A 22,135-nucleotide genomic window follows, 5' to 3' on the forward strand; every position below is an offset into this window, starting at 1 on the left:
ATTGCGTTACCGCGACGGCTCTTTCGAGTTACGCGTATTTTTTCTGGACTTCCTGGGCGACCGCGGTCGGGACCGGCTCGTAGTGGTCGAACTGCATCGTGTAGGCCGCGCGGCCCTGGCTCATCGAGCGCAGGTTGTCGACGTACTTGAACATGTTGGCGAGCGGCACCATCGCGTTGATGACGACGGCCACGCCGCGTGCTTCCTGGCCCTGGATCTGGCCGCGACGGCCGTTCAGGTCGCCGATGACGCTGCCGACATAGTCTTCCGGCGTCACGACTTCGACCTTCATGATCGGCTCGAGCAGCTGCACGCCCAGCTTGGGTGCGGCTTCGCGGAAGCAGGCGCGGGACGCGATTTCGAAGGCCAGGACCGAGGAGTCGACGTCGTGGTAGGCGCCGTCGATCAGCGTCGCCCGGACACCGATCATCGGGAAGCCCGCGAACGGACCAGCGCCCATAACGCTCTGAATGCCCTTTTCGACACCCGGAATGTATTCCTTCGGCACCGCGCCGCCGACGATCTTGGACTCGAAGACGAACTCTTCGCTCTCCGTGTTCGGCTCGAAGATAACCTTGACGCGGGCGAACTGGCCGGTACCGCCGGTCTGTTTCTTGTGGGTGTAGTCCTGCTCGTGCTTGCGGGTGATCGTCTCGCGATAGGCCACCTGCGGAGCGCCGACATTGGCTTCGACCTTGAACTCGCGACGCATGCGGTCGACGATGATGTCGAGGTGCAGTTCGCCCATGCCGGAGATGATGGTCTGGCCGCTTTCCTCGTCGGTCTTGACGCGGAAGGACGGATCCTCGGCAGCCAGTCGGTGAAGGGCGAGGCCCATCTTTTCCTGATCGTTCTTGGTCTTCGGCTCGATGGCGATCTGGATGACCGGGTCGGGGAATTCCATGCGCTCGAGGATGACCGGGTGCAGCGGATCGCACAGAGTGTCGCCGGTGGTCGTGTCCTTGAGGCCAGCCAGAGCGACGATGTCGCCGGCGAAAGCTTCCTCAACGTCGGCGCGCGAATTCGCATGCATCTGCAGCATGCGGCCGATGCGCTCCTTCTTGCCCTTGACGGTGTTGTCGACCGAGACGCCCTTGGTGAGCTTGCCCGAGTAGATGCGGGCGAAGGTCAGCGAACCGACGAACGGGTCGTTCATGATCTTGAAGGCGAGCATCGACAGCGGCTCGTTGTCGTCCGCATGACGCTCGATCTCGGCGTCGGTCTTGGCATCGACACCCTTGATGGCGGGAACGTCGGCCGGCGACGGCAGGTACTCGACAACGGCGTCGAGCAGCGGCTGCACGCCCTTGTTCTTGAAGGCCGAACCGCAGAACATCGGATAGAACTTGACCGCGATCGTGCCCTTGCGGATCAGCGAACGGATCTCGTCATTCGACGGCATCTTGCCTTCGAGGTAGTTTTCGAGGGCCGTCTCGTCCATTTCGACGGCGGCTTCGATCATCTTCTCGCGGTATTCCACGGCACGAGCCTGAAGATCGGCCGGGATCTCGACGACGTCCCAGGCAGCGCCCAGCGTCTCGTCGCGCCAGACAAGCGCGTTCATCTCGACGAGGTCGACGACGCCCTTGAATTCGGTCTCGGCGCCAATCGGCAGCTGCATGACGACAGCCTGCGCACCGAGGCGTGAGCCGATCATCTCGACCGAGCGGTAGAAATCGGCGCCGATCTTGTCCATCTTGTTGCAGAAGATCATGCGCGGCACGCGGTACTTGTCGGCCTGGCGCCAGACGGTTTCCGTCTGCGGCTCGACACCGGCGTTGGCGTCGAGCAGCGCAATGGCGCCGTCGAGCACGCGCAGCGAACGCTCGACTTCGATGGTGAAGTCGACGTGTCCGGGAGTGTCGATGATGTTGAAGCGATGCATCTTGCCGTCGCGACCTTTCCAGAAGGTCGTAGTGGCGGCGGACGTGATGGTGATGCCGCGTTCCTGCTCCTGCTCCATCCAGTCCATGGTGGCAGCGCCGTCGTGCACTTCGCCGATCTTGTGCGACTTGCCCGTGTAATAGAGGACGCGCTCGGTGGTCGTCGTCTTGCCGGCGTCAATATGCGCCATGATACCGAAATTGCGGTAGTCTTCGATTTTGTATTCGCGGGCCATCGTAGCTGCCTCTCAGTCCTGTTCGCGCTTTACCAGCGGTAGTGTGCGAAAGCGCGGTTGGCTTCAGCCATCTTGTGGGTGTCTTCACGCTTCTTGACGGCCGTGCCGCGGTTGTTGGCCGCGTCCATCAGCTCGCCCGAGAGGCGGTCGATCATGGTGGTCTCGTTGCGGTTGCGGGCAGCCGCGATCAGCCAACGGATGGCCAATGCCTGGCGGCGCTCGGGACGCACGTCGACCGGAACCTGGTAGGTGGCGCCGCCGACGCGACGCGAACGCACTTCCACATGCGGCGCGACATTGTCGAGTGCCTGATGGAAGACGGTGACCGGCTCCTGCTTGGTCTTCGACTGGACCTGGTCGAGCGCGCCATAGACGATGGTCTCGGCGACCGACTTCTTGCCGTCATACATGACGGCGTTCATGAACTTGGTAACGATCAGATCGCCGAACTTCGGATCTGGGTTGATCTCACGCTTTTCTGCACTGTGACGACGCGACATGGCTTTTGTCTCTCAATCTCGTAGCCCGACGCGTTCAAGCAGCGCCAGGGCCGGAAAATCTTACTTCGGACGCTTGGCGCCGTACTTCGAACGGCGCTGCTTGCGGTTCTTCACGCCCTGCGTGTCGAGCACGCCGCGGATGATGTGGTAGCGGACGCCCGGAAGATCCTTGACGCGGCCGCCGCGGATCATGACCACGGAGTGTTCCTGAAGGTTGTGACCTTCGCCGGGGATGTAACCGATCACTTCAAAACCATTGGTCAGGCGGATCTTGGCCACCTTGCGCAGCGCCGAGTTCGGCTTCTTCGGCGTCGTCGTGTAGACGCGCGTGCAGACGCCCCGCTTCTGCGGGTTCTGCTGCATGGCCGGGACCTTGTTGCGCTTCACCGGCGCAATGCGCGGCTTGCGGATCAGCTGGTTGACGGTAGGCATTAAACCCTCTTGTCTCTCAATTCCGTGTCTCGCCCGGTCAGGGCCGCTCAAAGCGTCATTTCCATACGCAAATTCGGGCCACAAACCGCGCCTCGCGGTCTTGCCCGAACAAATGGCAGAGGAAGCGGAAGCCGCTTCGTGCACGCCGGAAATGTCTTTTCGCTCGTAAAACGAACCCTGTTTGAAGCAAACTCCAAAGCGTGTCGCTTCGGAAGGGAGAGCCTCACATCGGTTCTGACTGGGCGGCTTCTACTCGTAAGCCCGCGAACCGTCAACCCCGCAGTGCCAAATATTGCATTGATGCCGGGGCTTGGCAGCCATGCGAAAGGCGCATGTAATTTTCTTTCGCCATTTTGCAAGTGCGAGGAAGAAAGTGACCGGCTTTTGGCTGTCGCGCGGCCCCGCTTCATGCGAAAAGGCGGCCTGAGCTCTGAAAACCCCCTCGCCTGTCCTTTGCCAAGAGGAATCAGCCCGTGAACGACAATGAAGAACGCCCGGTCACCATCATCACCGGCCGGGTGTGGAAGCGCAAAGGCGGCAAAGCGGAAGGCGTTCATGTCATGCTGGTGGCTCCCGACGACGATTCGGCGGTGCGCCGCGCCCTCGAATCGCTTGCGGCGGAAGGTTATGCCGAGGCCGAGCTCGATCAGATCGGCGATATGGACGGCGTGCCCGATGACGAGCCGCATCTGTCGGCCTATCAGGGCGCGCTCGAAGGCGAAGTCTCGATCGTCACGTTCGACGCGCCGATCTGAGAATCAGGTCCGGACACGGCTTACGCCGGCCGGACCGCCGCTCCACCTTTCGCAACTTGCCCGGTTGTCTTTCTCGCGCCTAGAAAAACCTGTCCTTCCCATTCCGGAGCCCCCATGTCGTCAAACAATAACCCCATCAACATAGGTATCGTCGGCGTCGGCAAGATCGTCCGCGACCAGCACCTGCCGGCGCTAGCCAAGGACCAGAGCTACCGACTCACCGCTGCCGCCAGCCGGCATGGCAAGGTCGACGGCATCCCGAACTTTCCAACCATCGAGGCGATGCTCGACGCGGTGCCGGAGCTTGAGGCCGTTTCGCTCTGCATGCCGCCGCAATTCCGCTACGACGCCGCGCGCACCGCGCTCGAGGCAAGGAAGCATGTCTTCCTGGAAAAGCCGCCGGGCGCAACGGTCAGCGAGGTCGAAGACCTGAAGGTGCTGGCCGAGAAAAACGGCGTCTCGCTATTTGCCAGCTGGCACTCGCGTTATGCGCCGGCGGTGGAGGCCGCGCGCGGTTTTCTCGCATCGACCCAGATTCGGTCGGCGGCTATCGTCTGGAAGGAAGATCTGCGCCGCTGGCATCCGAACCAGGAGTGGATCTGGGCGCCGGGCGGCTTCGGTGTCTTCGATCCCGGCATCAACGCACTGTCGATCGCAACCCACATCCTGCCGGCGATGTTCATCACCTCCGCCGTGCTCGACTTTCCTGAAAACCGCGCTGCCCCGGTCGCGGCGCAAGTCGCCTTCCGCACGTCGAACGGATTGCCGGTGACGATGGACCTCGACTGGCTGCAGACCGGCCCGCAAAGCTGGGACATCCTGGCCGACACGGATGCCGGCAAGATGGTGCTTTCCGGCGGCGGCTCGAAACTCGCCATCGACGGCCGCGTCGTGCATGAGGAGCCGGAAGCGGAATACCCCATGCTCTACAAGCGTTTCGCCGAGATCGTGCGCGCCGGCATCTCAGATGTCGATCTCGCGCCGCTGCAGCATGTCGCCGACGCCTTCATGCTCGGCAAGCGCAATGTGGTCGAGGCGTTTTTCGACTGACCTTCAACTGACAATCGCAATCGCAAAGCCGTCATAGCCCTTGGCGCCTACTGTCTGGATGGCGGTGCCATCCAGGCGCTTGTCGCCGCGTATGAATGAGAACGCCGCCCGGGCGCCCACGACATTGGCGTCATGCCCACCGCCGTCGATCACCGCGCCGTCGCGGATGACATTGTCGCAGATGATGACTGTTCCCGGCCTCGAAAGCCGCGTGGCCCAGGAGAGATAGTTCGGGTTGTTCGGCTTGTCGGCGTCGATGAAGATGAGATCGAACGGCCCGGCATTTCCAGCGCTTAGCGCGGCCAGCGATTCAAGGGCCGGCCCGACCCGCAATTCCACTTGGTTCGAAACCCCTGCACGTCCGAAATTCGACCGCGCGACCTTGGCGTGATGCGGGTCAAGTTCAAGCGTCACGATCTTGCCGTCCATGGGCAAGGCGCGCGCCATCCAGATCGTCGAATAGCCGCCCAGCGTGCCGATTTCGAGGATCTTCTTCGCACCCCGAATCCGCGCCAGCAGTGAAAGCAGCTTGCCCTGCGCCGGCGATACGTCGATCGGCGGCAGGCCTTCGTCACGGTTGGCGGCGAGAACGGCGTCAAGGGCTGGATCCGCTTCGAACAGAGCATCAACGATGTAGTCGTCGACCGCAGCCCAGGTCTTCCTGCTCATCGTTTCTTCTCCGATCAAAAGCCGAAACGCGAAAACGTAGCCCCGGGGCCTTTCTTGCCGCCATGGATACCAACTTCGCCACGCTCCGGAAAACAAAAAAGCCGCCGGGTTACCCCGACGGCCTTGTTGCCTGAGATTTCTTGCCGCCGCGCTTACTGCGCGGCGGTCGTCATATCGGCCAGCATCGGCTCGGCGATTTCCACACCGGAGGCCTTGCGGCGCTCGTCGATGATGAGTTCGTCGCGCGAGGTGGCGATGCGCCGGATCTGGCTCATCGTGCCGCCCGTACCGGCCGGGATCAGCCGGCCGACGATGACGTTTTCCTTCAAGCCCTGCAGCATGTCGGTCTTGCCGGCAACCGCGGCCTCCGTCAGCACCCTGGTCGTCTCCTGGAAGGAGGCGGCCGAGATGAAGGACGGCGTCTGCAGCGAGGCCTTGGTGATGCCGAGCAGCACCGGCTGACCTTCGGCCGGCTTCTTGCCGTCCTCGATCAGGCGCTCGTTGACCTCTTCCAGTTCGATCACGTCGACGTGGTCGCCCGGAATGTAGGTCGAGTCGCCCTGCGTGGTGATCTCGACCTTCTGCAGCATCTGGCGAACGATCACCTCGATGTGCTTGTCGTTGATCGACACGCCCTGCAGGCGGTAAACTTCCTGGATTTCGTTGACGAGGTAGGAAGCAAGTGCCTCCACGCCCTTGATCGCCAGGATGTCGTGCGGCGCCGGATTGCCGTCGAGGATGTAGTCGCCCTTCTCGATGACGTCGCCGTCCTGGAGGTGGAACGGCTTGCCCTTCGGGATCAGGTATTCGACCGGCTCGAGCGTCGAGTCATGCGGCTCGATGATGATGCGGCGCTTGTTCTTGTAGTCGCGGCCGAAGCGGATCGTGCCATCGATCTCGGCGATGATGGCGTGATCCTTCGGACGACGGGCCTCGAACAGTTCGGCAACACGCGGCAGACCGCCGGTGATGTCCTTGGTCTTGGCGCTTTCCATCGGAATACGCGCCAGCACGTCGCCGGGACGAACCTGCGCACCTGGCTCGACCGAGAGAATGGCCTCGACCGAGAGCAGGAAGCGGGCATCGCCACCCTTCGACAGCTTGCCGACCTTGCCCTTGGCGTCCTGAACGACGATCGCCGGCTTCAGATCGTTGCCGCGCGGCGTCGAACGCCAGTCGATGACCTCACGCTTGGTGATGCCGGTCGACTCGTCGGCCGTTTCCTGGACGGAAATGCCGTCGACCAGATCCTCGAACGCCACCTTGCCCTCGATTTCGGTGAGGATCGGGCGGGTGTAGGGATCCCACTCGGCGATACGCTGGCCGCGCTTCACCTTGTCGCCATCGTCCACGAAGATACGCGAACCATAGGTGACACGGTGCGTGGCACGCTCCTTGCCGGCCTCGTCGAGGATCAGCACCGCCATGTTGCGGCCCATGACCATCTGCTGGCCGTCGGAGTTGCGCACCACGTTGCGGTTGCGGATTTCGACCTTGCCCTCATAGGAGGCTTCAAGGAACGAACTATCCACCACCTGCGCGGTACCGCCCATGTGGAAGGTACGCATGGTGAGCTGGGTGCCCGGCTCGCCGATCGACTGCGCCGCGATGACGCCGACGGCTTCACCCTGGTTGACCGGGGTGCCGCGCGCCAGATCGCGTCCGTAGCAGACCGCGCACACGCCGACCCTGACCTCGCAGGTCAGTGCCGAGCGGATGCGGACCGACTGGACGCCGGCCTTTTCGATCTGCTCCACGTCACGCTCGTCCATCAGCGTTCCGGCCTTGACCAGCAGGTCACCGGTCACCGGATGGTTGATGTCATCGAGCGCGGTGCGGCCCAGCACGCGCTGGCCGACCGAAGCGACGACCTGACCGGCATCGACGATCGGCTGCATGGTGAGGCCCTTGTCGGTGCCGCAATCCACGGAGTTGACGATGCAGTCCTGCGCCACGTCGACCAGACGACGGGTGAGGTAACCCGAGTTCGCCGTCTTCAAGGCGGTGTCGGCCAGACCCTTGCGGGCGCCGTGGGTCGAGTTGAAGTACTCGAGCACGGTCAGGCCTTCCTTGAAGTTCGAGATGATCGGCGTCTCGATGATTTCACCCGACGGCTTGGCCATCAGGCCGCGCATGCCGGCGAGCTGACGCATCTGGGTGGGCGAGCCACGCGCACCGGAGTGCGACATCATGTAGATCGAGTTCATCGGCTTCTGACGGCCGTTGTCTTCGAACTCCACCGCCTTGATGCGGGCCATCATCTCGTCGGCGACCTTTTCGGAGCACTTGGCCCAGGCGTCGACAACCTTGTTGTACTTCTCGCCCTGCGTGATCAGGCCGTCATTGTACTGCTGCTCGTATTCCTTGGCCAAAGCCTCGGTGTCGGAGACCAGCTTGATCTTGCTGTCCGGGATCAGCATGTCGTCCTTGCCGAACGAAATGCCGGCACGGCAGGCGTGAGCGAAGCCGAGCGCCATGATGCGGTCGCAGAAAATGACCGTCTCCTTCTGACCGCAATGGCGGTAGACGGTGTCGATCATCTTGGAGATGTTCTTCTTGGTCATCTCCTGGTTGGCGGTCTCGTACGGCACATTGACGTTCTTCGGCAGAAGCTCGCCGATGATCATACGGCCAGGCGTAGTGTCATGGATCTTCGACACGACCTTGCCTTCGGCGTCGACCGTGCGGAAGCGGCCCTTGATCTTGGCGTGCAGGGTCACCGCCTTTGTCTCGAGCGCGTGCTGGAGTTCGCCCATGTCGGCAAACACCATGCCCTCGCCCGGCTCGTTCTGGTTGACGATCGAGAGATAGTAGAGACCCAGAACCATGTCCTGCGACGGCACGATGATCGGAGCGCCGGAAGCCGGGTGCAGGATGTTGTTGGTCGACATCATCAGCACGCGGGCTTCAAGCTGCGCTTCCAGGGACAGCGGCACGTGGACCGCCATCTGGTCGCCGTCGAAGTCGGCGTTGAAGGCCGTGCAGACCAGCGGGTGCAGCTGGATCGCCTTGCCTTCGATCAGGATCGGCTCGAACGCCTGGATGCCGAGGCGGTGCAGCGTCGGCGCACGGTTCAACAGAACCGGGTGCTCGCGGATGACCTCGTCGAGAATATCCCAGACTTCCGGACGCTCCTTCTCGACCAGCTTCTTGGCCTGCTTGACGGTCGAGGAGTAACCCTTGGCGTCGAGACGGGCGTAGATGAAGGGCTTGAACAGTTCGAGCGCCATCTTCTTCGGCAGGCCGCACTGGTGCAGCTTGAGCTCCGGACCGGTGACAATGACCGAGCGGCCGGAATAGTCGACGCGCTTGCCGAGCAGGTTCTGGCGGAACCGTCCCTGCTTGCCCTTCAACATGTCGGACAGCGACTTCAGCGGACGCTTGTTGGCGCCGGTGATGACGCGGCCGCGACGGCCGTTGTCGAACAGTGCGTCGACGGCTTCCTGCAGCATGCGCTTTTCATTGCGCACGATGATGCCGGGAGCGCGCAGCTCGATCAGCCGCTTCAGACGGTTGTTGCGGTTGATGACGCGGCGATAGAGATCGTTCAGGTCAGACGTCGCGAAACGTCCCCCATCCAGCGGAACCAGCGGGCGCAGGTCCGGCGGGATAACCGGAACCACCTTCATGATCATCCATTCCGGACGGTTGCCGGATTCCATGAAGTTCTCGACGACCTTGAGCCGCTTCAAATACTTCTTCTGCTTCAGCTCGGACGTGGTCGAAGCCAGCTCCGAACGCAGGTCGCCGGCGATCTTCTCCAGATCCATGCCGGCCAGAAGGTCATGAATGGCCTCGGCGCCGATCATGGCAGTGAAGGAGTCCTCGCCATACTCGTCGACGGCGATCATGTACTCTTCCTCGCTGAGCAGCTGGTGCTCCTTCAGCGCGGTGAGGCCAGGCTCGGTGACGATGTAGTTCTCGAAGTAGAGGACGCGCTCGATATCCTTCAGCGTCATGTCGAGCAGCGTGCCGATGCGCGAAGGCAGCGACTTCAGGAACCAGATGTGAGCGACGGGAGCGGCGAGCTCGATATGGCCCATGCGCTCGCGGCGGACGCGCGACAGCGTGACTTCGACGCCGCACTTCTCGCAGATGACGCCCTTGTACTTCATGCGCTTGTACTTGCCGCACAGGCACTCGTAGTCCTTGATCGGGCCAAAAATGCGCGCGCAGAACAGACCGTCACGCTCCGGCTTGAAGGTGCGGTAGTTGATGGTCTCCGGCTTCTTGATCTCGCCGAACGACCAGGACAGAATCTTCTCAGGGCTGGCCAGTGAGATCCGGATGGAATCGAACACCTGCGCAGGCGCCTGCGGATTGAAGAGATTCATGACCTCTTGGTTCATGCCGTTCTCCTTTTCGGGGTCCTCGAAAACCCCTTGCATCTAGTCGCGGGCCAAACGCCCGCCGTCTTTGTCGGCCACCGGCCGTCGAATTCCTTTGGCGCGCCGCAACTTCGTGCGGCGCGCTGTAGCCGTTACTCAGCCGCGTCGGGCAGCCGAACCGGGGCGTCGTCGAGCTTGGTGTTCTCCAGCTCGACATTGAGGCCGAGAGACCGCATTTCCTTGACGAGCACGTTGAAGCTCTCCGGAATGCCGGCCTCGAACGTGTCGTCGCCGCGCACGATCGCCTCGTAGACCTTGGTGCGGCCGGCGACGTCGTCCGACTTCACCGTCAGCATTTCCTGCAGCGTGTAGGCGGCGCCGTAGGCTTCCAGCGCCCAGACCTCCATTTCGCCGAAGCGCTGGCCACCGAACTGCGCCTTGCCGCCCAGCGGCTGCTGGGTGACGAGCGAGTACGGACCGATCGAACGCGCGTGGATCTTGTCGTCCACGAGGTGGTGAAGCTTGAGCATGTAGATATAGCCCATCGTCACCTTGCGATCGAACGGCTCGCCCGTGCGTCCGTCATAGAGCTGCGACTGACCGCTGGTGTGCAGGCCCGCCTGCTCCAGCATGATGTTGATGTCAGCCTCGTGGGCACCGTCGAACACCGGGGTCGCGATCGAGACGCCGCGGCGCATCTGTTCGCTGAGGCGAACAATGCTCTCGTCGTCATACTCGCGGATCGGCTCGTTACGGTCATTGGCCGGCATGAAGCTCTCGAGCGTCTTGCGCAGCGGCTTGATGTCGCCGGCGGCCTTGTACGTGTCGATCAGCTCGCCGATCTTCTTGCCCATGCCCGCGCAGGCCCAGCCCAGATGCGTTTCCAGGATCTGGCCGACATTCATGCGGCTCGGCACACCCAGCGGGTTGAGCACGATATCGGCATGCGTGCCGTCCTCGAGGAAAGGCATGTCCTCGACCGGAACGATGCGTGACACGACACCCTTGTTGCCGTGACGGCCGGCCATCTTGTCGCCCGGCTGCATCTTGCGCTTCACCGCCACGAAGACCTTGACCATCTTCATGACGCCCGGAGGCATTTCGTCGCCGCGCTGCACCTTCTCGACCTTGTCCATGAAGCGCTGCTCGAGCGCCTTCTTGGAGTCGTCGTACTGGCCACGCAGGGCTTCCAGTTCGCTCTGGAGCTTTTCGTTCTCCACGGCGAACTGCCACCATTGCGAACGCGGATACTCGTCGAGCGTATCCTTGGACAGCGTCGAGCCCTTCTTGAAGCCCTTCGGTCCGGCGATCGCTTCCTTGCCGACGAGCACGTCGGAAAGACGCGCGTAGACGTTGCGGTCCAGGATGGCCTGCTCGTCGTCGCGGTCCTTGGCGAGGCGTTCGATCTCCTCGCGCTCGATCGCCATGGCGCGCTCGTCCTTCTCCACACCGTGGCGATTGAACACGCGCACCTCGACGACGGTGCCGAAAGTGCCCGGAGGCATGCGCATCGAGGTGTCGCGCACGTCGGAAGCCTTTTCGCCGAAGATGGCGCGCAGAAGCTTCTCTTCCGGCGTCATCGGGCTTTCGCCCTTCGGCGTGATCTTGCCGACCAGGATGTCGCCCGGCTGCACTTCCGCACCGATATAGACGATGCCGGCTTCGTCGAGGTTCTTCAGCGCTTCTTCCGAAACGTTCGGAATGTCGCGCGTGATTTCCTCCGGACCGAGCTTGGTATCGCGCGCCATGACCTCGAACTCCTCGATGTGGATCGAGGTGAAGACGTCGTCGGCCACGATGCGCTCGGAGAGCAGGATCGAGTCCTCGTAGTTGTAGCCGTTCCACGGCATGAACGCGACCAGCACGTTGCGGCCGAGCGCCAGATCGCCGAGCTCGGTCGACGGGCCGTCGGCGATGATGTCGCCCTTGTTGACCCGGTCACCCATGCGCACCAGCGGACGCTGGTTGATGCAGGTGTTCTGGTTCGAACGCTGGAACTTCATCAGCCGGTAGATGTCGACGCCGGACTTGCCCGGATCGAGATCTTCCGTCGCGCGGATGACGATACGCGTCGCGTCCACCTGGTCGACGATGCCGCCGCGGCGGGCGCCGATGGCGGCGCCCGAGTCACGGGCGACGATCGGCTCCATGCCGGTGCCGACGAACGGCGCCTCGGCGCGCACCAGCGGCACGGCCTGACGCTGCATGTTCGAGCCCATCAGAGCGCGGTTGGCGTCGTCGTTTTCCAGGAACGGGATCAGGGCCGCGGCTACCGACACCATCTGCTTGGGCGACACGTCCATCAGGTCGACGTTTTCGCGCGGCGCCATCATCACTTCACCGGCACTGCGGCAAATGACGAACTCGTCGACGAAGCCGCCATTCTTGTCGAGCTCGGCATTTGCCTGCGCGACATGGTGCTTGGCTTCTTCCATCGCCGAGAGATAGACGACGTCATTGGTCAGCTTGCCGTCGACGATCTTGCGGTACGGGCTCTCGATGAAGCCGTACTTGTTGACGCGTGCGAAGGTGGCCAGCGAGTTGATCAGACCGATATTCGGGCCTTCCGGCGTTTCGATCGGGCAGATACGGCCGTAATGCGTAGGGTGCACGTCGCGCACTTCGAAACCGGCGCGCTCGCGGGTCAGACCGCCCGGTCCAAGCGCCGAAAGACGACGCTTGTGGGTGATCTCCGACAGCGGGTTGGTCTGGTCCATGAACTGCGACAGCTGCGAGGAACCGAAGAACTCGCGCACGGCGGCGGCCGCCGGCTTGGCGTTGATCAGGTCCTGCGGCATCACCGTGTCGATCTCGATCGAGGACATACGCTCCTTGATCGCGCGCTCCATGCGCAGCAGGCCGACGCGGTACTGGTTCTCCATCAGCTCGCCGACGGAACGCACGCGGCGGTTGCCGAGATTGTCGATGTCGTCGATCTCGCCCTTGCCGTCGCGCAGTTCGACCAGCGTCTTGACCACGGCCAGGATGTCTTCCTTGCGCAGCACGCGCACGGTGTCCTCGGCCTTGAGCTCGAGGCGCATGTTCATCTTGACGCGGCCGACAGCCGACAGGTCGTAGCGCTCGCTGTCGAAGAACAGCGAGTTGAACATGGCTTCGGCGGTCTCGAGCGTCGGCGGCTCGCCGGGGCGCATGACACGATAGATGTCGAACAGCGCGTCCTGGCGGCTCTCGTTCTTGTCGACGTTGAGCGTGTTTCTGATGTAGGCGCCGACATTGACGTGGTCGATGTCGAGAACCTTGATCTCCTGCTCGCCGGTGCCAAGCAGCACCTTCAGGGTCTTCTCGTCGATCTCGTCACCGGCTTCGAGGAAGATCTCGCCGGTGGCATAATTGACGATGTCCTCGGCCAGGTAGTTGCCGAGCAGATCCTCGTCGGTCGCCTTGATCGCCTTCAGGCCCTTTTCGCCGAGCTGGCGCGCCTGACGGGCGGTGATCTTCTTGCCGGCCTCGACAACGATCTCGCCCGTATCGGCGTCGACCAGGTCGCCGACGGCCTTGAGGCCGCGGAAACGCTCGACGTTGAACGGAATGCGCCAGTGGTCGCCGGCGCGGACATAGGTGATCTTGTTGTAGAAGGTCGACAGGATCTCTTCGCCATCCATGCCGAGCGCCATCAACAGCGACGTCACCGGAATCTTGCGGCGGCGGTCGATGCGGGCGTGCACGACGTCCTTGGAATCGAACTCGATGTCGAGCCACGAGCCGCGATAGGGAATGACGCGCGCGGCAAACAGAAGCTTGCCCGACGAGTGCGACTTGCCCTTGTCGTGGTCGAAGAAGACGCCCGGCGAACGGTGCATCTGCGAGACGATGACGCGCTCGGTGCCGTTGACGATGAAGGTGCCGTTCAAGGTCATGAGCGGCATGTCGCCCATGTAGACGTCCTGCTCCTTGATGTCCTTGATCGACTTGGCGCCAGTATCCTCGTCGATATCGAACACGATGAGGCGCAGCGTCACCTTCAGCGGCGCGGCATAGGTCAGGTCGCGCTGGCGGCATTCGTCAACGTCGAATTTCGGTCCTTCGAACTCGTACTTCACGAACTCCAGCATCGAGGAGCCGGAAAAATCGGAGATCGGGAAGACCGACTTGAAAACAGCCTGCAGTCCCTCGTCCGGACGGCCGCCCTTGGGCTCGTCCACCATCAGGAACTGGTCATAGGATGCCTTCTGAACCTCGATCAGGTTCGGCATCTCCGCAACTTCCGGAATCTTTCCGAAGAACTTGCGTACGCGTCTGCGGCCATTGAAAGTCTGGGTCTGGGCCATCGTCGCTCCTTAGCTCTAAACTCGGGACGGACCTCGCCGCGGTCCGCCTTGCATACCGAGCCGCCTGGGCGGCGGCTCTCTGTCTGTTCTCCGTTCGCCTTTCGGCGGCCGGCTAAAACGGGAGAAAACCCGTTTCCTGAAGGCCGGTTTTCGGCCCTCAGGAAAGAGGTTCTCGTACATCTCGCGCTACGCGTCCTCCCTCCAGGCGAAGGGAGTGGCGGACGGCGCGAGGCCGCCCGCCGCTTTTACGCTTACTTCAGGTCGACCTTGGCGCCGGCTGCTTCCAGCTGGGCCTTGAACTTGTCGGCGTCGGCCTTGGAAACGCCTTCCTTGACCGGCTTCGGAGCCGCTTCGACCAGGTCCTTGGCTTCCTTGAGGCCAAGACCGGTGATGGCGCGGACTTCCTTGATGACGTTGATCTTCTGCGCGCCAGCGTCGGTGAGGACGACGTCGAATTCCGTCTTTTCCTCGGCCGGAGCAGCAGCAGCGGCAGCGCCGCCAGCAGCGGCAACCGCCACCGGAGCAGCAGCCGAAACGCCCCACTTTTCTTCCAGAAGCTTCGACAGCTCGGCCGCCTCGAGGACGGTCAGCTTCGAAAGGTCGTCTACGATCTTTGCGAGATCAGCCATTGTTGTATTCCTTCGTTAGGTTCGAACGTGTGTTTTTGATAGCGAGGAACGGCCTCATGCCGCCTCGTCCTTCCGGGCGTAAGCGCCGATGACGCGCGCGACCGAGGCCGCTGGCGCATTGACGATCTGGGCGATCCGGGTTGCCGGCGTGGCGATCATGCCAACCAGCCTGGCGCGCAGCTCATCGAGCGACGGAAGTGTGGCGAGTGCCTTCACACCGTCGGCATTGAGCGAGGTGGTGCCCATTGCGCCGCCGAGAATGACGAGCTTGTCATTTCCCTTGGCGAAATCGGACGCGACCTTCGGCGCCGCAATCGGATCCTCCGAATAAGCAATCAGCGTCTGTCCCTTGAACAGGTCGATGATCGATGCGGAGTCCGTGCCCTGAAGAGCGATTTTGGCGAGACGGTTCTTCGCGACTTTAACGGTGCCACCGGCGGCGCGCATTTTCGACCGAAGGTCGTTCATTTGCGCGACGGTGATACCGGCATAGTGGGCCACGACCACTGAACCTGCGTTTCCGAACGCTTCGTTCAGGCCCGTGACGAGTTCGCGTTTTTCCGCTCTGTCCACTGCCTATCTCCAGTTGACCCCAATCCCGTCAATGAGAACATCTCATTTCGAGGACAGGCGTCGGGTTGCCTTTTTGCCGGCCGGGCCATCCAGTAACGGATCTCCCGAACGACGCTCGAGGATCCTGCCCCCTTTCGCCACACCGACGGACAAGCCGGCGATGCGCAGACAAAAGGCAAACACGGTTCGAACCTTTCATTGGAGCATTCGCTCCGTTGTCGGGTCTTCACCCGTCTCATGCAGGCCCACATGAATTAAGGCTTTTGGGCCGCCTGCAATCTCGGACAGGATGTCCGGAAGCCTTTCGGCTTCCGGTACCGGGCCCAGGATAAATCCGGGGCCCGGAATTCAGTCACGGATCGGCCTTGCGGCGGCCGATCCAAATGGTCTTAATCAGGACGCTGCGAGCGTCGAGACGTCGAGCTTGAGGCCCGGGCCCATCGTCGAGGTGACCGACACCTTCTTGACGTAGTTGCCCTTGGCGCCAGCCGGCTTTGCCTTGGTCACCGCATCGGCGAAGGCGCGGATGTTCTCTTCCAGCGCCTTGACGTCGAACGAGACCTTGCCGACGCCGGCATGAACGATGCCGGCCTTCTCGACGCGGAACTCGACCGCGCCGCCCTTCGATGCCTTGACGGCGGCGGCGACGTCGGTGGTGACGGTGCCGACCTTCGGGTTCGGCATCATGCCGCGCGGGCCGAGCACCTTACCGAGACGGCCGACCAGCGGCATCATGTCCGGAGTGGCGATGCAGCGATCGAAATCGATCGTGCCCTTCTGGACGATGTCGACCAGGTCCTCCGCGCCGACGATGTCGGCGCCGGCGGCCTTGGCTTCCTCGGCCTTGTCGCCACGGGCGAACACGGCGACGCGAACCGAGCGGCCAGTGCCGTTCGGCAGGTTGACCACGCCGCGGACCATCTGGTCGGCATGGCGCGGGTCGACGCCGAGGTTCATGGCGACTTCGACGGTCTCGTCGAACTTGACCGAGGAACGGTCCTTGAGCAGCTTCAGCGCTTCACCCAGGGCATAAGCCTTGTTGGGATCGATGCCTTCGCGGGTCTTCGATACACGCTTTGCAATCTTTGCCATGATCTCAGCCCACCACTTCCAGACCCATCGAGCGGGCGGAGCCCTCGACCATGCGCATGGCCGCCTCGACGTCGTTTGCGTTCAGATCCTTCATCTTGGCGGTCGCGATTTCGCGCACCTTGTCGCGCGAAACGGTGCCAGCCTTGACCTTGCCCGGCTCCTTTGAGCCCGACTTCAGGTTCGCGGCCTTCTTCAGGAAGTAGCTCACCGGCGGCGTCTTCATGACGAAGGTGAACGACTTGTCCTGATAGTAGGTGATGACGACCGGAACCGGCGATCCCTTTTCCATTTCCTGGGTCTGCGCGTTGAACGCCTTGCAGAACTCCATGATGTTGATGCCACGCTGACCAAGCGCCGGGCCGATCGGGGGCGACGGCGTAGCCGAACCCGCGGAGACCTGAAGCTTGAGCTGGCCTGCAATTTTCTTAGCCATCTCTTTTCCTGCCTTTGTCTATGCCGGCCCCATCTCGGGAAACACCGGCGGTTGCAGTCTGGTGGTGCGGTTCGCGCGGCCGGCTAAAGCCACATTCGCCTCCCACCGTTCTCAGGCCATGCGTTTCCGCACCGCCTCCCCTGATCGCCAGACCGGCATCAGGGATTTCGGATCAGCCCTTTTCGACCTGTCCGAATTCCAGATCGACAGGCACGGCGCGCCCGAAGATCGAAACTTCCACCTTGAGCCGCGCCCGCTCCTCGTCCACTTCCTGGACGAAGCCGTTGAACGACGCGAAAGGACCATCCGAAACGCGGATCGCCTCGCCGATCTCGAAAGTGACCGAGGGCTTCGGCCGCTCGACGCCTTCCTGCACCTGGTTCAGGATGCGCTGCGCTTCCGCCTCGGTGATCGGCACTGGCTTGGAGTCACCGAGAAAGCCGGTGACCTTCGGCGTGTTCTTCACGAGCGAGAACACGGCGTCGGTCAAATTGGCCTTCAGGAGCACATAGCCCGGGAAGAACTTGCGCTCGGCATCGACCTTGCGGCCACGACGAACTTCGACCACCTTCTCGGTCGGCACCACGATCTGCTCGATATCGGCGGACAGGCCCTTCTGCTTGGCCTTGTTCTCGATGTCCTCGGCGACCTTCTTTTCAAAATTCGAATAAGCGTGGACGATGTACCAGCGCGCAGCCATTTTTTTAGACTTCTCCGTAGTCGCCGGACTTAGCGTCCAATGCCCAGAATCTGTTCGATCGCGAGGCCCATCAACTGATCGGCGCTAAAGAAAAAGATCATCGCAATCACAGCGAAGGCCAGAACCATCACCGTCGAGATCATCGTTTCGCGCCGCGACGGCCAAGTCACCTTGGCGGTCTCCGAGCGAACCTGCTGGAGAAAGACGAAAGGATTTGTGGTTTTCGAAGCCATATGCCGCTCTGTCTTCAAGACCCGTTGGCCGGGTCCCCTGGATGATCCCGCTGGCCGGGACGTGCCGCCTGAGCCCAGTCTCGCGCCGAATCAGCGCAATCATTTCGCCCATGCAAATCAGACGCGTAAAGCCGGCTTCCCAGCTCCACGCGTCGCGTGTCTGTTCTGTCTACATAAAACCGATTCTTGATCCACGCAAGTGGCAAGTGTCCGCTTTATGACCAAACGCCGCCTCGGAACCATCCAGTCGTTCCGTCCCGGCTATGGCGTCCTTATGCCCCAATTGGCCTAATATGGCAAGCGTGTCGCCGATTTTCAAAGGGCGGTCCGCGGAATTATCATTTCTGACGGCCATTTCGAAATGGCACGGGCAGCAGGGCTCGAACCTACGACCTGCGGTTTTGGAGACCGCCGCTCTACCAACTGAGCTATGCCCGTATCGTGCGCGCCTCGGCGCAACAGGGGCTTCCTAAAAGCTTCCGCGCTCTCTGTAAAGAGTGGTTTGCACGCAAACGCGCCTTCATCCCCTTTGCCAGAAATCCGGATAGGTCACGACCAGCCCATCGCGGTCGCTCTCGAGATGCTCGATGCCAGGGCCGTCCCACTCGCGCCAGCGCACGATCTTGAAATCGTCCGACATCAGTCCGCACTCCGAGGCGGCTGGAAGCTACTTTGTTTCCGGCGGCGTGTACGGCCCGCCCGGCACGCCCCAGCCCCAGGCAGGCATCGGCTCGGTTTCCGGATCGCAGGTCTGGCCTAGATTGGAGTTCATCTTGGCCAATCGGGATCCCCATTCGACATAGCCCATGAAGGCCGAGCGGAATTCGGGATCGTCCGGCAAGCCGACCTCGTCGGCTGCATCGGCGAGCAGGTTGATCCAGCGGCGGCGCTGCTCCTCGGTCAAGTGCTTGCCCAGATGATGCATGACCATCTCGCGGTGGCCGCCGAATTTCTCGCTATAGATCTTCGGTCCGCCGAACACCTCGCCGATGAAGGCCGCGACATGGGCGGGATGGTCCGGCGACATCGTCTTGAATACCGGCCCGACGACCGGGTCCTTTGCCACCTTGTCATAGAAGGTCTGCGTCAGCCGGTTCAGGGCATCGCTGCCACCGGCCCATTCATAGAGTGTCGGAACATCCCGGCTCATTATCGATCCTCCGCCAGCCCCGGCGCCACCCGCGGCGACGATAGCGGAAAGATCGAAGGCAGCTCAACCTGCCTCGATGGCCAGTTTCGGAAAGCCGCGCACTACAGCTTTGCGGGCGCTTCGGCCGCCGCGTTGGCGGGCGGCAGGCCGCGGCAATTATCGGGCCTGGGAACGGCCTTGCAAATCGTGGCGCCGGTCAGTGCGTCGACCGATTGCGGTCCGGTTGTCAGTCCCGCTTTCAGCATGATGTCCGGTTCAAGCCGGCGCTCGGCCGAACGCCCCGCGATCGCCTTGAACAGAGCGGGACCGATCGCCATCTCCTCGAGATACGCCTTGACCATCTGCTTCTGTCCCATCGGGTACAGGCTGAGCCGCGCCTGCGGACCGACAAGCCTTCTCGCGCCGCCGGCAAGCATCAGCGCGCAGGCCGTATCGCACTCCACGCCCGCATCGATGCTCAATCCGGCATAGGCACCCTCCTTGGCCAGGCAATTCCATGCCCGTGGGTCGCAATCGACGAAATCGGTCCAGCCCACGGCGACGTCGAGCCTCCTTTCACGGATAAGCCGGCCCGCTGCCAGGGCGCCAGACAGGTCCCCTCCCCGTGAGCTGATCACGACAGGCAGGCGCCGATCGCCAAGCGTGGCGAGCAACTGGCGCAGCTTCGGCAGTGTCTGGCTCGTAATCACGCCTTCCGCCGAGATCCATTCCGGACAGTCAGGATTACACAGCGGATTGCTGCCGCGAACCACGACAAAGCGCATGTCCGCGCCGGCCTTGGCGGTTTCCGGTCCAACTGGTGCGACATCCCTGGGCTTGCCCGTCGCAGCAGCCGATGGCGTCGCATTGTTTGCAGGGCTCGGTATCTCCCGGCAATTCGCGGCCGGCTGTTGCGGCGCGCACAGGCCGGCGGAGGTCAACAGATCCGCCGCGTCCCGGCTGGTCACCAGCTTCATCGCCAGCATATCGTCGAGCGTGATCTGGCGGATGTCGCTGGCCGGCGTGGCCTTCATCATTTCCAGCACGCCGTCGCCTATACCCATTTCCCTGAGATAGGCCGATAGCGTCTTCTCGACCGTCTTGCTCATCTCGTAGGTCTTGTAGCTGCCGGCATTTTTCCGGCTGACCACCTTGGTGTTGATCACCTTCTTCTTGCCGTTCACGATCCGGTAGGTGGTCCGGTAGAGCAGCTTCTCGCGCTTGTAGGTGGTGGTGATCTGATGAACGCCGAGATAGGCGAAATCTCCGACCACGCGGCGGATACCGCCGGAAAACATCAGCGGACAGGCCGAATTGCACATGGCCCCGTCGTCAAAGGCCATGCCGAAATAGTCGGCACCCTTGCCCTTGTTGTCGCTGCAATTCTTCGCCTCCGGCTGGCAGCCGGAAAACACCGTCACGCCGACGGCGATATCGAGCTTGGCCTTGCGGATCATCCTGCCAAGTGCGAGTGCGGCATCGACATTGCCGCCGGGCGAGCTGACGACGACAGGCAGTTGCCGTCCCTTCAGCGTTTTGAGCGTGCGTTTGAAGAGTGACGGCGTGCCCGCCGCGATCGTGCCTTCAGCCGATACCCATTCCGGACAATTGGGCTCGCAGCCCGGCGCATTGCTGCGCACGACGGCGAAGCGCATCGGTGGGATGTCCAGCGACTGCTCCTGGGCCCGGGCCGGCAGGACAGGCAGCACTATGGCGGTCAACAGCATGAGGCGAACCAGCGCCCGCAACCACCATGCCTTCCCATTGAAACAGCGCCCTGGAACCACTCTTTCGCCAAGCTCCCGCAATGCAACCTATACTAGTTGCCGTGATAGCGCTTGCAACAGGGTAGGCGCAGTTCCGATGTCACGCAGCGACGTAAACGAAAAGGGCGGCCCGAAGACCGCCCTTTCCTTGTCGATCCGGCTTATTGCCGGTCTCGATTATTCCTTGATCGTGACGACGATGCCGGCACCGACGGTGCGGCCGCCTTCACGGATGGCGAAGCGCAGCTTCTCTTCCATGGCGATCGGCACGATCAGCTCGACATCGACCGTGATGTTGTCGCCAGGCATGACCATCTCGGTGCCAGCCGGCAGCGACACGATGCCGGTCACGTCCGTCGTGCGGAAGTAGAACTGCGGACGGTAGTTGGTGAAGAACGGCGTGTGACGGCCACCTTCGTCCTTGGTCAGGATGTAGGCCTCGGCCACGAACTTCTTGTGCGGCTTCACCGTGCCGGGCTTGGCCAGAACCTGGCCGCGCTCGACACCTTCACGATCAACGCCGCGCAGCAGCGCGCCGATGTTGTCGCCAGCCTGGCCCTGATCGAGCAGCTTGCGGAACATTTCCACGCCCGTGCAGGTCGTCTTGGTCGTCGGACGGATGCCGATGATTTCCAGCTCCTCGCCGACCTTGACCACGCCGCGCTCGACGCGGCCGGTCACGACCGTGCCACGGCCCGAGATCGAGAACACGTCTTCGATCGGCATCAGGAACGGCTTGTCGAGCGGACGAACAGGCGTCGGGATGTAGGCGTCGACCTGAGCCATCAGCTCGCGGATCGCGTCCTCGCCGATCGTCTTGTTGGAATCCTCAAGCGCGGCCAGCGCCGAACCCTTGACGATCGGAATGTCGTCGCCGGGGAACTCGTTCTTCGACAGCAGTTCACGAACCTCGAGCTCGACCAGTTCGAGCAGCTCGGCGTCGTCGACCTGGTCGACCTTGTTCAAGAACACCACGATCGACGGCACGCCGACCTGACGGGCGAGCAGGATGTGCTCGCGGGTCTGCGGCATCGGGCCGTCGGCAGCCGACACGACCAGGATCGCGCCGTCCATCTGCGCGGCACCGGTGATCATGTTCTTCACATAGTCGGCGTGGCCGGGGCAGTCGACGTGAGCGTAGTGGCGGTTGGCCGTCTCGTATTCAACGTGAGCCGTCGAGATGGTGATGCCGCGTGCCTTCTCTTCCGGCGCCGCATCGATCTGGTCGTAGCGCTTGTACTCGCCAAAATACTTCGTGATCGCCGCCGTCAGCGACGTCTTGCCATGGTCAACGTGACCAATCGTGCCGATGTTCACATGAGGCTTAGTGCGCTCGAATTTACCTTTTGCCATAGTCTCTTTCCTTGGACGGCCTTGACCTTCAGTTCAGTCGAATGCGGGGCGATTAGCGACAAAGGCCAAAAAACACAAGCGTCTT

At 62.3% G+C, this 22,135-nt stretch carries 17 protein-coding genes and 1 tRNA gene; 2 read left to right on the forward strand and 16 right to left on the reverse strand.

Features of this window, described 5'->3' with window-relative positions:
• Positions 1 to 28: 28 nt before the first annotated feature.
• Genes fusA through rpsL form a run of 3 tightly spaced genes read right to left on the reverse strand, consistent with a single transcriptional unit; the run spans position 29 to position 3,051 of the window.
• On the reverse strand, positions 29 to 2,119 hold the full coding sequence (fusA, locus tag D3242_RS30985) for an elongation factor G (RefSeq protein WP_019857963.1): 2,091 nt from the start codon (positions 2,117 to 2,119) through the stop codon (positions 29 to 31).
• Positions 2,120 to 2,148: 29 nt separating this feature from the next.
• Complete coding sequence (rpsG, locus tag D3242_RS30990) at positions 2,149 to 2,619, reverse strand: 30S ribosomal protein S7 (protein WP_006202127.1); 471 nt, start codon at positions 2,617 to 2,619, stop codon at positions 2,149 to 2,151.
• 60 nt (positions 2,620 to 2,679) lie between these two features.
• Positions 2,680 to 3,051 (reverse strand): 30S ribosomal protein S12, encoded by a 372-nt coding sequence (gene rpsL / locus D3242_RS30995; protein ID WP_006333356.1) that lies wholly within the window; start codon positions 3,049 to 3,051, stop codon positions 2,680 to 2,682.
• Positions 3,052 to 3,524: 473 nt separating this feature from the next.
• On the opposite strand from rpsL, the gene D3242_RS31000 reads away from it, so the two are divergent.
• A complete protein-coding gene (locus D3242_RS31000) occupies positions 3,525 to 3,806 on the forward strand; it encodes a hypothetical protein (RefSeq protein ID WP_010909270.1) in 282 nt (93 codons plus the stop codon).
• A 114-nt stretch (positions 3,807 to 3,920) separates the two neighbouring features.
• Positions 3,921 to 4,856 (forward strand): Gfo/Idh/MocA family protein, encoded by a 936-nt coding sequence (locus tag D3242_RS31005; RefSeq protein WP_064982875.1) that lies wholly within the window; start codon positions 3,921 to 3,923, stop codon positions 4,854 to 4,856.
• Between the two features lie 3 nt (positions 4,857 to 4,859).
• Here D3242_RS31005 and D3242_RS31010 read toward each other — a convergent pair whose 3' ends face one another.
• The 13 genes from D3242_RS31010 to tuf all read right to left on the reverse strand — a co-directional run bounded on the left by D3242_RS31010 (position 4,860) and on the right by tuf (position 22,050).
• Positions 4,860 to 5,525 (reverse strand): O-methyltransferase, encoded by a 666-nt coding sequence (locus D3242_RS31010; RefSeq protein WP_064982874.1) that lies wholly within the window; start codon positions 5,523 to 5,525, stop codon positions 4,860 to 4,862.
• 152 nt (positions 5,526 to 5,677) lie between these two features.
• Entirely contained in the window at positions 5,678 to 9,874 is a 4,197-nt protein-coding gene (gene rpoC / locus D3242_RS31015) for a DNA-directed RNA polymerase subunit beta' (RefSeq protein WP_027046808.1), read from the reverse strand.
• A gap of 131 nt (positions 9,875 to 10,005) precedes the next feature.
• Positions 10,006 to 14,142, reverse strand: a complete 4,137-nt coding sequence (rpoB, locus tag D3242_RS31020) for a DNA-directed RNA polymerase subunit beta (RefSeq protein ID WP_010909266.1) — start codon at positions 14,140 to 14,142, stop codon at positions 10,006 to 10,008.
• Between the two features lie 251 nt (positions 14,143 to 14,393).
• Entirely contained in the window at positions 14,394 to 14,771 is a 378-nt protein-coding gene (gene rplL / locus D3242_RS31025) for a 50S ribosomal protein L7/L12 (protein WP_010909265.1), read from the reverse strand.
• 54 nt (positions 14,772 to 14,825) lie between these two features.
• A complete protein-coding gene (rplJ, locus tag D3242_RS31030; RefSeq protein WP_019857958.1) occupies positions 14,826 to 15,344 on the reverse strand; it encodes a 50S ribosomal protein L10 in 519 nt (172 codons plus the stop codon).
• Between the two features lie 393 nt (positions 15,345 to 15,737).
• The gene (rplA, locus tag D3242_RS31035) at positions 15,738 to 16,436 is read right to left on the reverse strand and encodes a 50S ribosomal protein L1 (protein WP_010909263.1); all 699 of its coding nucleotides are present in this window, start codon (positions 16,434 to 16,436) and stop codon (positions 15,738 to 15,740) included.
• A 4-nt stretch (positions 16,437 to 16,440) separates the two neighbouring features.
• Entirely contained in the window at positions 16,441 to 16,869 is a 429-nt protein-coding gene (gene rplK / locus D3242_RS31040; RefSeq protein WP_010909262.1) for a 50S ribosomal protein L11, read from the reverse strand.
• A 172-nt stretch (positions 16,870 to 17,041) separates the two neighbouring features.
• Positions 17,042 to 17,569: a transcription termination/antitermination protein NusG gene (gene nusG / locus D3242_RS31045; RefSeq protein ID WP_010909261.1), complete on the reverse strand. Its 528-nt coding sequence runs from the start codon at positions 17,567 to 17,569 to the stop codon at positions 17,042 to 17,044.
• Positions 17,570 to 17,598: 29 nt separating this feature from the next.
• The gene (gene secE / locus D3242_RS31050; RefSeq protein ID WP_010909260.1) at positions 17,599 to 17,802 is read right to left on the reverse strand and encodes a preprotein translocase subunit SecE; all 204 of its coding nucleotides are present in this window, start codon (positions 17,800 to 17,802) and stop codon (positions 17,599 to 17,601) included.
• Between the two features lie 362 nt (positions 17,803 to 18,164).
• A tRNA-Trp gene (locus tag D3242_RS31055) sits at positions 18,165 to 18,240 on the reverse strand.
• A 229-nt stretch (positions 18,241 to 18,469) separates the two neighbouring features.
• Positions 18,470 to 18,952 carry a group II truncated hemoglobin gene (locus tag D3242_RS31060; RefSeq protein WP_019857955.1) on the reverse strand — a complete coding sequence of 161 codons (483 nt, stop codon included), beginning with the start codon at positions 18,950 to 18,952 and terminating at the stop codon, positions 18,470 to 18,472.
• A 101-nt stretch (positions 18,953 to 19,053) separates the two neighbouring features.
• Entirely contained in the window at positions 19,054 to 20,658 is a 1,605-nt protein-coding gene (locus D3242_RS31065) for a COG3904 family protein (RefSeq protein ID WP_223217737.1), read from the reverse strand.
• 216 nt (positions 20,659 to 20,874) lie between these two features.
• The gene (gene tuf / locus D3242_RS31070; protein WP_010909256.1) at positions 20,875 to 22,050 is read right to left on the reverse strand and encodes an elongation factor Tu; all 1,176 of its coding nucleotides are present in this window, start codon (positions 22,048 to 22,050) and stop codon (positions 20,875 to 20,877) included.
• Positions 22,051 to 22,135: the final 85 nt, after the last annotated feature.

The sequence above is a fragment of the Mesorhizobium jarvisii genome (assembly GCF_003601985.1).
Lineage (GTDB): Bacteria > Pseudomonadota > Alphaproteobacteria > Rhizobiales > Rhizobiaceae > Mesorhizobium > Mesorhizobium jarvisii.

What these genes read in the sequence shown, in the direction of transcription:
- rplK (WP_010909262.1), bottom strand. Translation starts at nt 16,869, where the DNA reads ATGGCTAAGAAAATTGCAGGCCAGCTCAAGCTTCAGGTCTCCGCGGGT.
- rplL (WP_010909265.1), bottom strand. Translation starts at nt 14,771, where the DNA reads ATGGCTGATCTCGCAAAGATCGTAGACGACCTTTCGAAGCTGACCGTC.
- rplA (WP_010909263.1), bottom strand. Translation starts at nt 16,436, where the DNA reads ATGGCAAAGATTGCAAAGCGTGTATCGAAGACCCGCGAAGGCATCGAT.
- D3242_RS31005 (WP_064982875.1), top strand. Translation starts at nt 3,921, where the DNA reads ATGTCGTCAAACAATAACCCCATCAACATAGGTATCGTCGGCGTCGGC.
- fusA (WP_019857963.1), bottom strand. Translation starts at nt 2,119, where the DNA reads ATGGCCCGCGAATACAAAATCGAAGACTACCGCAATTTCGGTATCATG.
- D3242_RS31065 (WP_223217737.1), bottom strand. Translation starts at nt 20,658, where the DNA reads ATGCTGTTGACCGCCATAGTGCTGCCTGTCCTGCCGGCCCGGGCCCAG.
- rpoC (WP_027046808.1), bottom strand. Translation starts at nt 9,874, where the DNA reads ATGAACCAAGAGGTCATGAATCTCTTCAATCCGCAGGCGCCTGCGCAG.
- D3242_RS31010 (WP_064982874.1), bottom strand. Translation starts at nt 5,525, where the DNA reads ATGAGCAGGAAGACCTGGGCTGCGGTCGACGACTACATCGTTGATGCT.
- rpsG (WP_006202127.1), bottom strand. Translation starts at nt 2,619, where the DNA reads ATGTCGCGTCGTCACAGTGCAGAAAAGCGTGAGATCAACCCAGATCCG.
- tuf (WP_010909256.1), bottom strand. Translation starts at nt 22,050, where the DNA reads ATGGCAAAAGGTAAATTCGAGCGCACTAAGCCTCATGTGAACATCGGC.
- rpsL (WP_006333356.1), bottom strand. Translation starts at nt 3,051, where the DNA reads ATGCCTACCGTCAACCAGCTGATCCGCAAGCCGCGCATTGCGCCGGTG.
- rpoB (WP_010909266.1), bottom strand. Translation starts at nt 14,142, where the DNA reads ATGGCCCAGACCCAGACTTTCAATGGCCGCAGACGCGTACGCAAGTTC.
- secE (WP_010909260.1), bottom strand. Translation starts at nt 17,802, where the DNA reads ATGGCTTCGAAAACCACAAATCCTTTCGTCTTTCTCCAGCAGGTTCGC.
- D3242_RS31060 (WP_019857955.1), bottom strand. Translation starts at nt 18,952, where the DNA reads ATGAGCCGGGATGTTCCGACACTCTATGAATGGGCCGGTGGCAGCGAT.
- nusG (WP_010909261.1), bottom strand. Translation starts at nt 17,569, where the DNA reads ATGGCTGCGCGCTGGTACATCGTCCACGCTTATTCGAATTTTGAAAAG.